Raw genomic sequence first — 15,067 nt, forward strand, 5'->3', positions numbered from 1 at the left:
ACAAGTATCGAGCAATTACAAATAATTAGGCTTATATTCATACATTACTTTAAGCCTGATCCAAGAAAAGTTACGATTTTTGCAAATTCCTCAGGTGTTCCATACCGTTTCTTTATTTCGTATACTCGGCCAACAGCTTGTTAATTGACTGATTAATCTCCCCAATATTCACGTTTCCCAATTGTGAATTATTAATTTCATATTTTCTTTTTATTTGAATGATTCGTCTGACACTGTCATTAATTCTTTGTTCGGGAATTTCCCCTTTTTGAACAGCAGTTTTTAAAGATAAAACAGTTTCTATTATACTGTTATAATCGTGGGCCACTAAAATTATGTCGCTGCCAGCCTTGACTGACTCCACTGCCGCCCGGCCAATGGTGAAATGATTTGTAATTGCCTTCATCGTCATATCATCTGTAATGACAACGCCACTGAAATTAAGCTGTTTTCTTAGAATCTCAGTCATAATCTTTTTAGACATGGAGGCTGGAAAATGGTCATCCAGCTTTGGCAACAAGATATGGGCTACCATTACAACATCAGCCCCGTGATTAATGGCACGTTCAAACGGGATTAACTCAAGTTTTTTAAGTTGCGTTAGAGTTTTGTTGACGATGGGAAGTTCTAGATGGGAATCAACATCTGTATCTCCATGTCCGGGAAAATGCTTAATCGTTGAAATAATATTCTGCGACTGAATGCCTTTCATGGTTTGAATCCCAAGCTTGCTTACAATTTCCGGATTATTTCCGAATGACCTATTCCCTATTACTGGGTTGTGAGGATTACTATTGACATCCAGAACAGGCGCAAAATCAAGATTAAAACCAAATCCTTTTAACTCTCTGCCTAAAATGGAACCAACTTTATAGGAAAACTGACTATTATTGATTTCTCCAATAACCTTATTTGTTGGAAAGTTAATAAGTCCCCCTGGCAGCCTAGAAACACTACCGCCTTCTTGGTCAACACTTAACAATAACGGCAATGGGTTCGGAACATTTTCGGACTTAATTCCATTTAGAAGATGAACAGTTTGTTGAGTGTTTACTAAATTATTAGAGTAAAAAATCAATCCGCCAACTTTGTATTTGGATATTAAATTTTTGGTATGGGTATCCACTGTCACTCCGGAAATTCCCCCGATGATCATTTGCCCGATTTTTTCATCTAAACTCATTCCTGAAATAATCTCCGAGATACTCTTTTTATGCGAAGATTTATTTTGGTCATCCGACTGATTTGGAAAATCAGGTCGGTTCGGATCACCGGATTGACTTGAAATCTCCGATTGTTTTTTTACTTCGGTATAAACTGAAATGTGATCTACTTTTGGATTTGGCTCTTGATCAGTTTGTTTTGGAAGAATCCACTTTAAATCGTATTTAGAGGTAACATGATAAACAAAAATCATTTGGTCATGGGTACTGTCTTTGTAGTACCGGACCTCATCTGGTTCACCTCCAATTTTTTTGATCTCATTTAATGGGATGCTTTTCAATCCCGAATCATAGGACCTGATATCATTTACAAGCTCATCATGGTAGCCAACTACCACATGGTGATTTCCATACTCTTCGTAGATACCACTTGCAGTTTCCGTTATTTGATTAGGTTCTCCCCATTTAGTATGGATTTCCTTTATTTCTGTCTTACCGGAAATGAATGGAGTGTGCGCTACTTTTCCTTCCTTAGACAATGAAAAGGTTTCTTTAACTAGTGATCCTAAACTTGAAGTTTTGTCTTGGTCGGATTTGGAGGGTTTCTGACTTGAAGGGGGTGATGTGATCGAGGGATTTTTTACTGTCTTCTTCATATTTCTATCCCCTCCGAAAGCAAAAATGACAGCAGCTAGAACAAGGGCTAGAGAAAGAATCAAAAAAACCAGCAGTTTCAACAGGGACTTTCTTGGTTTTGTCATAAAATATTCCTCTCCTCCTTAATATAGACAAGAGAAAAAGTATTTCTTATACTTAAATTCAACTGCTGAACCTTGCTCCATCTTGCCCGGATTGTTGACTATCTTCCCATTTATATGCACCTATTTTAGAATCATGTTTACCATGGAGTAAACTGCTCCACTTCCCTCTAATCATTTTTCCCTTCATAGATCCCGCATCTTAAATTTTAGATTGGTTTTATTTTTTCAATAACAAATACATAAAATAAGGCGAACCAATTAAAGCAACCATGATCCCGGCCGGTATTCCATCGGGGTCAAGGATATTTCGATCCCACCAGCAGGATTCGCTGCTTTTTAAGTAATAACGGATGAATCATGAGAATTTGTTCCCTCCTTTATGCACAATCACGAGAAAGAAGGGTAAACCGATGAGTGCCACAATCGCGGCAAATGGTGTTTCATAAGGAGCATTGATGGTGCGTCCCAGTGTATCGGCAAAAAGCATAAAGGTTGCCCCTAAAATAGCCGAAAATGGGATAATCAATCGATAATCTGTTCCAACATTTGCACGAACGATATGTGGAACCATTAAGCCAATAAAGGCCATATTGCCAACAAGGGCCACCGAGGCACCGGCAAGCAAAATAATGACAAGAAACAGAACGAATTTAATATAGACCGTTTTTTGTCCTAATCCTACAGCAATTTCCTCGCTTAGACTAAGAATCGTCAGCTGACGGGAGAGAAAGAGCGAAAGCAAGACTCCCATGATTATAAAAGGAACAATAACCCGAAGCTGATGCCAGGTTGTACCAATCATTCCACCCGCTGTCCACATTGAGACATCCTTTGAAATTTTAAAATAAATCCCAACGCCTTCTGATATCGCGTAAAGAAAAGCTGATACAGCCGTACCCGCTAGAACAATCCGAAGTGGTGAAAAACCGCCTTCTTTCATGACTCCGATTCCAAATACCAGAATCGAACCAATCGCGGCACCAATAAAACAGGCGACCATGATTCCAAAATAATTGGTGGACGGAATGAGGGCAATGGTGATCGCCAGCGCTGCATTAGCCCCCGCTGTTAACCCCAGCATGCTTGGATCCGCAAGCGGATTTCTTGTTAATCCTTGCATGATCGCACCGGAAACGGATAACGCCATTCCCACAAAGATGGCGGCGATTTCACGCGGAAGGCGAATCTCACGAATGAGGGAAATCTCTTGACTCTTCACGGTTGTTAGTGCTAACCACATATCTTTGATTATGGTATCGGCTGCCCCCAAGGCAATGGAGAGGAAAAACGTCGCGAAAAATACCAGCAGGGATAAACTTAACTTTATCAGTGAATCCTATGATTTATCTGCGTAGAATTAGGATTTATCTGCGATTCTAAGTCATTTATCTGCGAAAAGGGAACTTTTATCTGCGTACTGAAGTGTTTTATCTGCGAACCAATTAAAATATAAAATTAGTTTCCTAGAAAGTCCTTTTTAAAGGTTTCTAGCTGATAATCTAATGTTAATGGGTCATTGAAATAGAATTCTTTTGCATTCACTTCAAAAACATGTTTGTTTTTGACAGCTGGAATTTCTTTATACGTATCGGTTTCCTGGAACGAATTATCGGTATCCGAATTCTTACTCAAGATAAGATAATCCCCGGCATACTCAGGAAGGGCTTCCTGTGATAAGGCATAGGACCCGTCTTTTTTTCTACCATCTTTTTCACTTTTTCCAGGCGGCAATACGGCGATTGATTGGGCCAATGAGTTGGTGCCAATTGCCAAATAGATTTATCTAACCTACCGGAAGGACAGTTTATCGGGACATGAAGCGCAGGCTTCCCAGTTGTTGAACAGTTCTGCCCATTGTTTCTTCAATACCTCGATTACGAAATTAGTTGCTTCCCCCCAGCATGATGTGATTGAGAAGGTGTGCTTGACCCATCAGGAAACGGGTGAAAGCTTTTCTTTAGAGATTGATGAGGTAATCATCAATCATGGCTATGAACAAGATGCGGCACTATTAGACCATAGTGAATTATCTATTGAACGGACTGAACAATTTTATATTGCCGGGAATGCGACATGTGAGTCATCTGTTGAGGGAATTTATGCGGCTGGGGATATTCTCATGTACGAAGGGAAAGTGAATTTAATTGCAGGTGCTTTCCAAGATGCTGCCAATGCGGTCAACAAGGCAAAGCAATTTATACAGCCGGACGCACCTAAAGTGGCGTTGGTCTCTTCACATATTGAAGTCTTTCAAGAGCGGAATCAAGAATTAGTGAAGCAAATGATAAAGTAGATTTCACCAATATTCCTTCCTCTACTTCATATTTTTTTAAAGAAGGATTAACAGGTTTATAACATCTATGACATATTCTATTAACATTATTTCTCTATAGTATAGGTAGTGGGGGTAGCATGCGTGGCTACCATGGTATTTGGCGTAGGAGGAGCCGATACAAGCGAGCGGGTCAATATATTAGATTTAATAGTAAATTAAAAACCGACGAAATTTTATATGAAGAAGAAGAGAAATTATTGGGGACATTTATCAAGATACTCGCTTGATTTTGTCCCCAATCAAGTTTATTAAAGGCAGTTTTTACGTTTACTCCCTTGATGGCCTCTATCCTACCTGACACTGACCGCCATTTACTCTTTCATTATGATATACTTTAGAAAGTGTATTTTCCTGAAAGGAGTAAATAAATGGAATTAACAAATTCTAATACTCAGACGAAATCGTCTTATCTTTTTTTCCTCGTTACCGGGATAATCCTTGTCGCCTTTAATTTGCGACCCGCGATTACCTCTGTTGGGCCATTAATTGGAATGATTCAGAAAGATGTCGGACTTGCCCATTGGAGCGCAGGCCTATTAATGAGTTTACCGCTCGTCATTTTTGCCGTCATGTCCCCTATTGTTCCGAAATTAGCCAATCGATTTTCAAATGAAAAAACTCTTCTCATGGGTTTGATTTCCCTTTTAATCGGGATAAGTATTCGGGTGATCCCCGTGACATTTTTTCTCTTTGCTGGAACGCTGTTGGCCGGGATGGGTATAGCGATTGGAAATGTGCTTTTGCCAGCTGTTGCAAAAGATAAGTTCCCGCAAAAATTCGGCCTGATGACCAGTGTTTATTCTACTTCTATGGGGTTTGTTGCATCATTAGCATCCGGAGTAAGTGTCCCATTAGCAACGGGATTAAACCTCGGCTGGCAGGGAGCCTTAATCGTTTGGGGAATTCCAGCTATTGTAGCCATCTTGCTTTGGAGCTTTCTTGTCAAATTTAATCAAGGAAGTCAGAATGCGGTCAGAAAAGTAACTCCCAGTTCAAATCAAATTTGGCGTTCAAAACTTGCCTGGCAAATCGCCATTTTTATGGGGTTTCAATCCTTCTTATTTTATGTAACGATTTCTTGGCTGCCTGAAATCCTGCACAGTCACGGCATAAGTGTTGAAACAGCAGGTTGGCTCCTTTCCTTTACCCAACTCGTGGGATTACCGGCCAGTTTCTTCGTCCCTGTTATGGCAGGACGGTTTCGTTCACAAGTCGGTATTTCCTTCGGGTTAGGTCTGAGTGCTTTAGTTGGCTTTACAGGATTACTCTTTGGCTCATCCTATCCGATTTTAATCATCAGTATTATTTTAATCGGAGTTGCCTTAGGAGGAAGCTTTCCATTAGCCCTTAGCTATATCGGCCTCCGTGCACGTAGTGCTGCCCAAGCTGCCGATTTATCGGGAATGGCCCAATCAACCGGTTATATTCTAGCCGCAATCGGACCGTTATTTATTGGGTTTTTATATGACCAAACCCATATGTGGACCATCCCGCTCATCACTCTTATAATTGTTTCTGTCATTCAGATGACATTTGGAATGTTGTCCGGCCGGAATCGGTATGTGTAAGGGTTAAAAGTAAATTTTCTAGTTTGAAATGCAAAAGGTATCTCCAATTTCTTTTTCTGGGGATACCTTTTTAATAATTATAAGCTGAGATCGTCCCCTCACCTTATTCTTCCTTATAAAATCGCTCTCCGGTTTCCGGATTAAAGTAAACAACTAATCTTTTATTTGTAGTTGGATCAATTGAGACCTCATTTGTCCGGACGAAGCCCTTAGGCACTTGCTGTCCATGCTTCGATTTAAAGCGGCGATCCCAGATCAACCAGGAACCAATGATTAAAATAATGAGAATGACAAGCTGGATACCGTAATAACCCAAAATCCATTTCATCGTCTATTCCTTTTCCGCAATAACAGCTGTTCCATACGCAACGATTTCACTCATATTCTGACCGATTTCACCAGAGTCGAAGCGCATCATAATAATTGCATTTGCCCCCATTGCCTGCGCGTTTTTCACCATGCGGTCGATTGCTTGTTTTCTAGCATCTTCGAGCATCTCTGTATACTGATTAATTTCTCCACCCACGAGCCCTTTAAGAGAAGCCATGATATCCTTACCAAGTCCTCTCGCCCTTACGGTTAATCCAAATACTGGTCCAATCACTTCTGTAATTTTATGATTCGCAATATTCTCGGTTGTTACGATGTTCATATAAATTTGCCCCCTTTAAAATTAGTCCTACAAGTTTATTTTACTTTGCAAAGAATAGAAAATGCCATTACTTTTACAATCTCTTGATGAATTTGTCCTAAAACAAGGAAAAGCAACCCCAATATTTATAGGCGAAAGGTTTGTTAAAAATTAACAATTATCTCCTTATAATAAAAAAGTAGGGAAAAATTATTCTTCTTAATGAATATGGATGGAGAATTTTTATGGATAATGAGATAAATTCATTTGATGCAATCCTTGCTACGGCAATTGTTAAACCAGAAATGTGCTTTCACTTTTATAGGGCATTTTTAGAGTTGGATTTATTTGTTCTTGGAACAGCTGCAAATTTCGAGCCTTACCAGGATGATGATGGGCCTTCGCTTTTTCTAAAATATTTTGAAATAGAGAATGAACTCGTCCTCCCTGTCTATTCAACTAACATTCATCGGAGTGATTTTAATGGAAGATTGGGAATACGATGAATTATTTGGGGCAATTAATGAGTACTATAATGATTTTTTAATCCTAAATAGAGGATATGAATATGCAATAGCAAGAACATTTAGTGAATATATAAATCTTGGGAGATTAGAAGATTTTATAGTTGATACAGCTATTGGAGAAATTTTAATCACACATGATAAAGTTTTTATTGGTTATGTTGAAGGTAAAACAAAGAGATTACGCAAATTTAACAGGACTAGATTTTGAGTTATTTTTAGTTTTTAGATTTAAATCCAATATAATATTATCTATTCCGTTTTATGGAATGGATTAAGCCTAACCACTTCTCTACAGTCAACTATGTGGTGTCACGAGTAATAAAAATGACTAACATGTAGCGGTGACCACAATTTCGACTTTTACTTAACTTTTTAGGATGATAGTTGTTTAAAGGAAAAAATTAAAAGGCTAACTCTTAAATTAGCCTTTCTAATTTTTAAATGAATATAATCAGTATGTTTATCCTACATATTTTGTACTCGAGACAGAATCAGATAAATCGATTTCAACTTCATCATCATCAATAATTGCTTTTGGTAAACATGCGGTGGTTCCCCAGTAATAGGCCACAAGGGAAATGATTGCGGTAATGATAAGATCCCAAGGTTGTTGAAGAGTACCATTTCCTCCAAATACCCCTAAACCAGAAACAACCATCATGCTGGCATAATAGAAAATTAGCCATAAAGAAGATTTAATTTGCTGTGCAATACTTACTATATTAGTTGGAGCCCATTTTTTAAAGAATAAATAGATGACAAACATTAGAATCTGGGATCCAAACAGCCAGGAAATAGTGCTCCAGCCTGACCAGTAAACAATCAGCGATGCAATAATAAATGACAGCGGTCCAAGAATACTCATTCCTTTTAAATAGAATGGACGTTTCAGGTCAGGAGCATTTTTACGGAAAGCTCCTGCACAAATTGGTGCTATGGCATAACTGAAAACAAGTGCAGCTGAAACGACACTGATCAAAGTATCCCATGATGGGAATGGCAATGTCCAGAAAATTGACAAGACAAAAGATAACCAAACAGCTGGACGAGGAATCCCCGACTTTTCATCAACCTTTGTAAAAATTTTAAATAATGTTCCACCGCGGGCCCAACCGTAAATAGTACGAGGAGTGGTAGACATATAAATATTTGCCGTTCCACTAGGAGAAATTATGGCATCGGAAACAATGAAAACACCCAGCCACCAAAGCCCTAGAACGGTAGCAATATCTTTGAATGGTAGGCTGAATGCTTTATCAACACCAGACCACCCATTTTTCAACATATCTGTTGGAATACTGCCAAGGAATGCGACTTGCAATAATACGTATACTATAGTTGATAAAATGACGGACAAAATTAATGCAATCGGTATTGTTCGTTGTGGGTTTTTTGCCTCGCTGGCAACAGCCACGATTGGGGTTAAACCTAAATAGGCAAAGATAACACCCCCTATAGAGATAGCACCTTGAATTCCTTGAAAACCTGACGGCGCAAATCCGGCAACCGAAAAGTTGGCTGATTTGAATTGTGTTAACAGAACAATGATTGTAAGGGTAGGGACAAGGAATTTAAAGATTGTGATAATCGTATTTGACTTCGCAAATGTTTTAACACTCCAATAATTTAAGAGGAAAAAGATACATAATAAGGCAAACTGAAATAACCATCCGGTAATGGTTGGTGAACTTGATCCTGCTTTCGTTAAACTTGGGAACCAGGCTGCAGCATATTGGCGCCCAGCTTCTACTTCAATCGCAATCAAACTTGAGTATGCAATAACCGTAATCGAACCAATAAGATACCCGATTAATGGTCCATGGGAATAAGCCGGATAGCGAACAATTCCGCCGGCACGGGGAATGGCCGCACCAAGTTCACAGTAAACCAAACCTAGTAAAAGAATGGCAATTCCGCCAATAATCCAAGAAAGTATTCCTCCAGGGCCGGCAAGTGCACCTACATGGCTCGCGGAAAAAAGCCAACCTGATCCAAAAATCGCCCCAAAACCAATAAATGTAAGATCCGACAAAGTAAGCTGTTTCTTAAATTTACCTTTGCTTGACACCAACTTCACTCTCCCATAATTATTACTTTTAATGATTGTTCCCTTTAATCAGAATGATGTTTTCCAAGAACGAACGTTCGGAATAATGGTTACAGACAAACGTTTCTTGCGAGGTGTTTAAAATGACCAAATACCAACAAATGAGCCTGATTTCTTTCCTAAAAACAGCTTTCAACTGAAAAGGCTTGCCATGACCCTTTATTTTTATTGAAGTGACCATGGTTATTGTTGTCAGAAATGTGATCATGATGCTTATTTCGAGACAAAGACGCGTAAGCATACAAGTAGGCATTTGAAATAACTATAATTTAAGTCTACTAAGTTCCCAATTTATTTTATATTTACCCAAACACTCTTCACTTCTGTATAGTTATTGAGTGCATAAGAACCCATTTCTCGTCCAATCCCGGATTGTTTGTAACCCCCAAATGCTGCGGCAGGATCCTCTAAATTATAGTCATTGATCCAAACGGTTCCCGCTTTTAATTTATTTGATACCTTTAGCGCAGTTTTGATGTCCTTTGTCCAAACACCTGCTGCAAGTCCATAAGGAGTGTTGTTTGCTTTTTCAATCACCTCATCAACGGTATCAAACGGCAAAACGACTACAACTGGTCCAAAAATTTCTTCCTTGGCAATGATCATGTCATCGGTAACATCAGCGAAAACAGTTGGCTGTACAAAATATCCTTTATTAAAAGCTTTTTCGCCGCCGGCTGCTACCCTTGCACCTTCTGCTTTGCCTTTTTCAATGTAACTAAGTACTCGTTCAAGCTGCCTTTTAGAAACGAGTGGACCCATTTCTGATTCTTGATCCATACCTGCGCCAAGTTTTACATCATTAGCCCTTTTGGCGAGCTCTTCGACTACACGATTATAGTGTTTTCTATGGACATACACACGGGATCCCGCACTACAGTTTTGCCCATGGTTATACATGATTCCATTGAAGGCCCCGGTAATGGCTTCTTCAAGGTCGGCATCCTCTAAGATAATATTAGGTGACTTCCCGCCTAGCTCTAAGGTGATATTTTTAATGGTGTCAGCAGCCTGCTTCATAATATATTTACCTGTAACCGTTGAACCGGTAAAGGCAACTTTGTCGACATCTTCATGTTTGACTATGGCAGACCCTGCTGTTTGGCCGAATCCAGGGACAATGTTCACTACCCCATCAGGGAAACCGGCTTCTTGTACTAGATTGGCTAAATATAAGGCTGATAATGGAGTCTGTTCTGCAGGTTTTAATACAATCGTACATCCTGTTGCAAGTGCTGCGCCCATTTTCCAGGATGCCATTGTGAGCGGATAGTTCCAGGGAATAATCTGGCCGACCACCCCAATAGGTTCATGTCTGGTATAGTTTAAATAATCTTTAGAGATTGGAACTGTTTGTCCAAGAATTTTGGTCGCCCAACCGGCATAGTAGCGGAATTGTTCTACCGTTGCCGGAATATCGTCCGAAAGTGCCACCTGGTAAGGCTTGCCGTTATCAAGTGCTTCCACCTGGGCAAGCTCTTCTCGATTTTCTTCTATTAAATCTGCTAATTTATAGATTAACCTTGCTCTTTCTGCCGCACTGAGGTCTGGCCATGGGCCTGCTTCAAATGCTTTCCTAGCGGATTTTACTGCTAAATCAATATCTTCTGCCCGAGCCTCACTCACTACAGCAAGTACTTCTTCTGTCGCCGGATTCAATGTTTCAAAGGTTTTTCCAGTTACTGAAGGTACAAATTTTCCATTTATAAATAGTTCAATTGGTCCCCCTAAAAATTCTTTTACCTTTGGTTTTAGTTCAATTAAAGTGGTTTGCATTAATTGTTTCCCCCTTAAACTTTTTAGAATGCTTGTTGTTATACATGTACAGCAAGACTTAAGTTTGCTAGGATATCTTTCAGCTTTTGATCTTCTTCAGGAGTTAATCCTAAGCGTGGGTGGCGTGCTGGTCCTCCCGCTTGTCCAAGAAGTTCCATTACCCGCTTACAAATTTGTACATATTTTCCTGACCCTTCAAGGTAAGTACATAGCGGTAAAATTTGATCGTTAATAGCCCATGCTTTTTCTACTTCTCCATTTTGGAAATGATTGTACATATCCGTCACGAGTTTTGGCACAATATTTCCAGCAACTGCAATCCACCCCGTTGCCCCGACAAGGTAAGATTCCATGACTAATTCCTCAGAGCCACAGAAGACCTCAAAGTCACCTTTTCCATGTCTTGCCAAGTCTCGTGCCTTAGCAATTTCACCGCTTGATTCTTTAATATGGGTGACATTCTCACAATCTCGTCCGATACGAAGCATTAACTCTGTGCTCATGTTAATACCGGAAGTAAACGGATTATTATAAAGCATAATAGGAATATTCACAGCATCAGACACTTCTTTAAAGTGGAAATAGATTTCTTCTTCCTTTGGTTTACCATAATAAGGATTAATGATTAGTGCACAATCAGCACCATGTGCTTCAGCCTGTTTTGTGTACTCAATCGTTTCTTTTGTTGTTTCGGCAGATGTTCCAACAATCACAGGAACGCGTCCATTTACTTCTTTCATGACGACCTCTACCATTTGATATCTTTCTTCTTTTGTTAAGCTTACGAATTCACCTGTACTACCATTGATGACAAGACCGGCGACACCTTGATTAATAAAGTAGTTTACATTATTTTTTACTCCGGCCCAATCAATTTCCTGTGCCTGAGTCATTGGGGTAATTAATACGGGAAAAGCTCCTTTAATTGTTGTCATGGTAAAATCCTCCCAAAAATTTTTTATTGAACTATTTTAATAGAAACCCTGCTGCTAATGGATCAGTAGGATCTAATAAAAATGTTTGCATGCCCGTAATAAAACCACGGCTAGTAAAAGTGAATTCAAAACTATCCACGCTTTGGTCGGTAACCTGTGCCTTTAATTTGCTGCCGAAAATGCTTTCGTTTACAAAAGGCTGATTTAAATTAAAGGCCTTTTTAGAAAGTAAATTTGTATATATCGCAATAGTTGACCCAAATCCAGGAGAACGAACAATAAATGCGTCATCTCGGAAGGTAATCGATTTGACTATGCCATCTTCAATATTCGAATCATCTACGATAATGGCACTATCGACTGAAAATTCAGAACGCAAATACTGAAAAATATTTTTCCCCCACCTTTTTAGGTCAGACAATGCTTCAGGTTCAATCCTCATATCACAATCATCTTGTTTAAACACAGCATAAAATTGATCAGCTTGCACGAATGAAAAATTGATATTTAAAGATGGTATAGTGAGGTCGGATTCAATTACTCTGCTTGGTTCACTCTTTACTTCCACCGAAACGACCTCATCTTCTTCCACAAGGGCTGTTACCGGAATGATACCATTTAACGTTTCAAGCTTATATTGATTGGATGGCCTTGCTATTAATTGCCCACATTCAAGTAGTGCGGTGATGACTGCAATGATACCACCGTAATGGAGCGGGACTGTTCCTTGATGATTAAAAAATAATACACTAGCATCAGCCTCTTGATTGATAGGTGGAACGACGAGACATCCATTTAAACCAGCAAATCCTCGAGGTTCATTCAATAAAAGATTTATTTCCTCAGCAAATGCTCGTGGAAATCGTTCATATAAATCTCCTATATTTCGATAGCTAATAAAGGGGATATCTTTAATAATCCGAAAAGCTTCTCCCGCTACGTGTACATCGATAGTTGAGTACGATTTTTGAATTTTCATTGCACTTCCTCCATTTCATGTTCCTCCATAGGTGGAATGAGCAAAAATCCCTCTTTTAATGGATCCTCATCGTGATAGAAGAAACGGTGCATTCCCATCAACCAAGCTGATCCAGTGATTCTTGTCAGTACTGCCTCTACGCCTTCTTCATTAGTAGTGCCAAGAACACGGCCGCGAAATAAGGATCCAACAATACTTTCATGAACAAAGTCTTCACCAATCTCAATTTGTTTTTTAGCGTAAAGAACAGATAATTTTGCTGAAGTACCCGTACCACATGGGGAACGGTCGATTCCCCCTGGAGGAACAATTACCGTATTTTTTACATCTGCTTCTTCATGTGTAGGTTCACTAAAGAATTCAACATGACTTAAGCCTTGAATAAATGGATGCTTTGGATGGACAATATCTGTTTTTTCATTAATTGCATTTCTAATTGTAATGGCTTTATCAATAATCACAGAAGCGTTCTCAGGTGTTAATTCCAAACCGACAGATTTTGCATCAATAATGGCGTAAAAGTTTCCTCCATAGGCGATGTCCGCATTTACTTGTCCTATTCCTTCAACATCGATAGATACATTTTTTAATAGAAAAGCAGGTACATTACAAAAAGATACTTCTTTAGCTTTTCCGCTTTCGACGACAATTTCTACTTCAACAAGCCCAGCTGGTGTATCTAGTGTTAATGAGGTTATCGGTTCTTGAATGGGGATTAATCCCGATTCCACTAAAGCCGTGCAAACTCCAATTGTGTCATGGCCGCACATCGGCAAATAGCCGCCTGTTTCAATGTAAATGACGCCGATATCCGCATCCGGATGGCATGGATCAGTAATTAAAGCACCGGACATCACATCGTGGCCGCGAGGTTCGTTCATGAGTAATTTTCTGATCCAATCATATTCCCTTTTCATATGGAGCATTTTTTCTGACATGGTATTTCCCTCTAACTTTGGAAGGCCGCTAATTACCGTCCTCGTCGGATTCCCGCCTGTATGTGTATCAATCGTCGTAAATACCTTATTTGCCCTCACCTTGTTAACACCCTTTCTTTAAAACGATCATAACGAAGCGGCTCAATAGGAATGGAAGTTTCTTTTTCATTTATCAATTCTTCTATCAATTTTCCAGTTACGGCCGCAAGACTGATTCCGTCCCCCTCATGACCGGCAGCAATATAATAATTTGGCACTTCTTCCACCTTTGATATGATTGGCAGATGATCTTCCGTCCAAGGTCTTAAACCTGCGTAAGAGCGAATTACCATCATATCCGCCATTTTTGGATAAAAACGAATTGCCCTGTTTGCAATGCACTTTATGATTTCGTTATTTACCTTTGTATTGAAGCCGACAAATTCCCTGCTCGAACCAATTAAGAAGTTTTGGCTTTCTGTAGGTTCAAATACAAGTGCTACACCATATTTTTCTGTTAGTGGATCTACCTTACGTTCTCCACCGAATTTCGAGATAAGGTAACCAAATTCCATGACTTTACGGCGACCAACAAACTGTTGTCTTGAAGCAACAATAATATGACCCTTTCTTGGTTGAATTGGAATCGAAAGGTCCAGCATCTCTCCGATGTACGGTGCCCAAACACCAGCAGCGTTGACAACGTGATTGGCCGTAAATACCCCATTGGATGTTTGGATGATAAACGAACCGTTTTCCTTTTTCATCTCCTTCACTTCAGTTTGTTTATAAGCCTTTGCCCCCTGTTTTTTTGCTGCTTCAAGTAATGCAAAGGAAAGAAGATAGGGGTTTACGGTAGAATCTGTAGCACATTCCAATCCGCCTAATAAATCATCTGCGAAGAAAGAAGACTCTTGACGAATATCTTCGCGGTCCAGCATCCTGAATGGCAGTCCGGCTGCTTTTTGGCGGTTCACCCATTGCTCAGCCGCTGCTATCTCTTCTTCTGACTCACAAACGAGAATGCTGCCAGGTGCTCGATACTCAAAAGCGTGTTCAAGCTCTTTACTCAGATCATCCACTAACCTCTGACTGAGCAAAGACATTTGACTATCAAAACCGGGATCTTTGTCGATGGCCAAAATATTCCCATCACATCTTGAAGAGGTACCGCTTACAAATTCCCCTTTTTCAAGAATCGTTACATCTCTTCCATACTTAGATGCGTAATAGGCAATCGCACAACCAATGATTCCACCACCTATTACTAGAACGTCACAATTTTTCACATAAGTTTCTCCCTTCATTGAAAAGGTCTCGTTCTTAATAATGCAAATAATGTGCCAAACAAGTTTCGACGTGGATTTA

Annotated in this window: 12 protein-coding genes and 4 pseudogenes; 4 read left to right on the top strand and 12 right to left on the bottom strand. The window is 39.6% G+C overall.

The annotated features are described in order from the left end of the window. Positions 1 to 112: 112 nt before the first annotated feature. The 4 genes and pseudogenes from nagZ to M028_RS0109355 all read right to left on the bottom strand — a co-directional run. A complete protein-coding gene (gene nagZ, locus M028_RS0109340) occupies positions 113 to 1,924 on the bottom strand; it encodes a beta-N-acetylhexosaminidase (protein ID WP_026573690.1) in 1,812 nt (603 codons plus the stop codon). Positions 1,925 to 2,141: 217 nt separating this feature from the next. After that, positions 2,142 to 2,234 (bottom strand): annotated as a pseudogene (locus M028_RS32720) (iron chelate uptake ABC transporter family permease subunit); the annotation flags it as partial. Between the two features lie 45 nt (positions 2,235 to 2,279). Continuing rightward, the gene (locus M028_RS0109350) at positions 2,280 to 3,254 is read right to left on the bottom strand and encodes an iron ABC transporter permease (RefSeq protein ID WP_026573691.1); all 975 of its coding nucleotides are present in this window, start codon (positions 3,252 to 3,254) and stop codon (positions 2,280 to 2,282) included. A gap of 125 nt (positions 3,255 to 3,379) precedes the next feature. Next, positions 3,380 to 3,688: pseudogene (locus tag M028_RS0109355) on the bottom strand (ABC transporter substrate-binding protein); the annotation flags it as partial. Here M028_RS0109355 and M028_RS31465 point away from each other — a divergent pair. Then, positions 3,648 to 4,217: pseudogene (locus M028_RS31465) on the top strand (NAD(P)/FAD-dependent oxidoreductase); the annotation flags it as partial. The pseudogenes M028_RS0109355 and M028_RS31465 sit on opposite strands and share 41 nt — an antisense overlap. Before the next feature lie 410 nt (positions 4,218 to 4,627). Continuing rightward, positions 4,628 to 5,827, top strand: coding sequence for a CynX/NimT family MFS transporter (locus tag M028_RS0109370; protein WP_026573694.1), 1,200 nt, complete (start codon positions 4,628 to 4,630; stop codon positions 5,825 to 5,827). A 103-nt stretch (positions 5,828 to 5,930) separates the two neighbouring features. On the opposite strand, the gene M028_RS0109375 is transcribed toward M028_RS0109370, so the two are convergent. Together M028_RS0109375 and M028_RS0109380 are read right to left on the bottom strand one after the other, a co-directional pair. Continuing rightward, a complete protein-coding gene (locus M028_RS0109375; protein WP_026573695.1) occupies positions 5,931 to 6,155 on the bottom strand; it encodes a hypothetical protein in 225 nt (74 codons plus the stop codon). A gap of 3 nt (positions 6,156 to 6,158) precedes the next feature. Then, on the bottom strand, positions 6,159 to 6,479 hold the full coding sequence (locus M028_RS0109380; protein ID WP_026573696.1) for a YbjQ family protein: 321 nt from the start codon (positions 6,477 to 6,479) through the stop codon (positions 6,159 to 6,161). A 224-nt stretch (positions 6,480 to 6,703) separates the two neighbouring features. Between M028_RS0109380 and M028_RS0109385 the strand changes: the two genes are divergently transcribed. Both M028_RS0109385 and M028_RS29700 read left to right on the top strand, forming a co-directional pair. Further along, positions 6,704 to 6,964, top strand: coding sequence for a hypothetical protein (locus tag M028_RS0109385; protein WP_026573697.1), 261 nt, complete (start codon positions 6,704 to 6,706; stop codon positions 6,962 to 6,964). Next, positions 6,942 to 7,175, top strand: a pseudogene (locus M028_RS29700) (Imm3 family immunity protein); the annotation flags it as partial. The gene M028_RS0109385 and the pseudogene M028_RS29700, both read left to right, overlap by 23 nt. Positions 7,176 to 7,445: 270 nt before the next feature. Here M028_RS29700 and M028_RS0109395 read toward each other — a convergent pair. From M028_RS0109395 to M028_RS0109420, 6 genes are all read right to left on the bottom strand, one after another. Next, positions 7,446 to 9,053, bottom strand: a complete 1,608-nt coding sequence (locus tag M028_RS0109395; RefSeq protein ID WP_026573698.1) for an APC family permease — start codon at positions 9,051 to 9,053, stop codon at positions 7,446 to 7,448. Between the two features lie 330 nt (positions 9,054 to 9,383). After that, positions 9,384 to 10,868: an aldehyde dehydrogenase family protein gene (locus tag M028_RS0109400; RefSeq protein ID WP_026573699.1), complete on the bottom strand. Its 1,485-nt coding sequence runs from the start codon at positions 10,866 to 10,868 to the stop codon at positions 9,384 to 9,386. 38 nt (positions 10,869 to 10,906) lie between these two features. Then, complete coding sequence (gene dapA, locus M028_RS0109405) at positions 10,907 to 11,803, bottom strand: 4-hydroxy-tetrahydrodipicolinate synthase (protein ID WP_026573700.1); 897 nt, start codon at positions 11,801 to 11,803, stop codon at positions 10,907 to 10,909. Between the two features lie 31 nt (positions 11,804 to 11,834). Continuing rightward, positions 11,835 to 12,782, bottom strand: coding sequence for a proline racemase family protein (locus M028_RS0109410; RefSeq protein ID WP_026573701.1), 948 nt, complete (start codon positions 12,780 to 12,782; stop codon positions 11,835 to 11,837). Further along, positions 12,779 to 13,819 (bottom strand): proline racemase family protein, encoded by a 1,041-nt coding sequence (locus tag M028_RS0109415; RefSeq protein ID WP_026573702.1) that lies wholly within the window; start codon positions 13,817 to 13,819, stop codon positions 12,779 to 12,781. Before M028_RS0109415 ends, M028_RS0109410 begins: the two co-directional genes overlap by 4 nt. Then, positions 13,816 to 14,988, bottom strand: a complete 1,173-nt coding sequence (locus M028_RS0109420; RefSeq protein WP_026573703.1) for an NAD(P)/FAD-dependent oxidoreductase — start codon at positions 14,986 to 14,988, stop codon at positions 13,816 to 13,818. The genes M028_RS0109415 and M028_RS0109420 overlap by 4 nt, the downstream gene beginning before the upstream one ends. Between the last annotated feature and the right edge of the window lie 79 nt (positions 14,989 to 15,067).

It is taken from the genome of Bacillus sp. UNC438CL73TsuS30, assembly GCF_000482325.1.
Classification (GTDB): Bacteria; Bacillota; Bacilli; order Bacillales; family Cytobacillaceae; genus Neobacillus.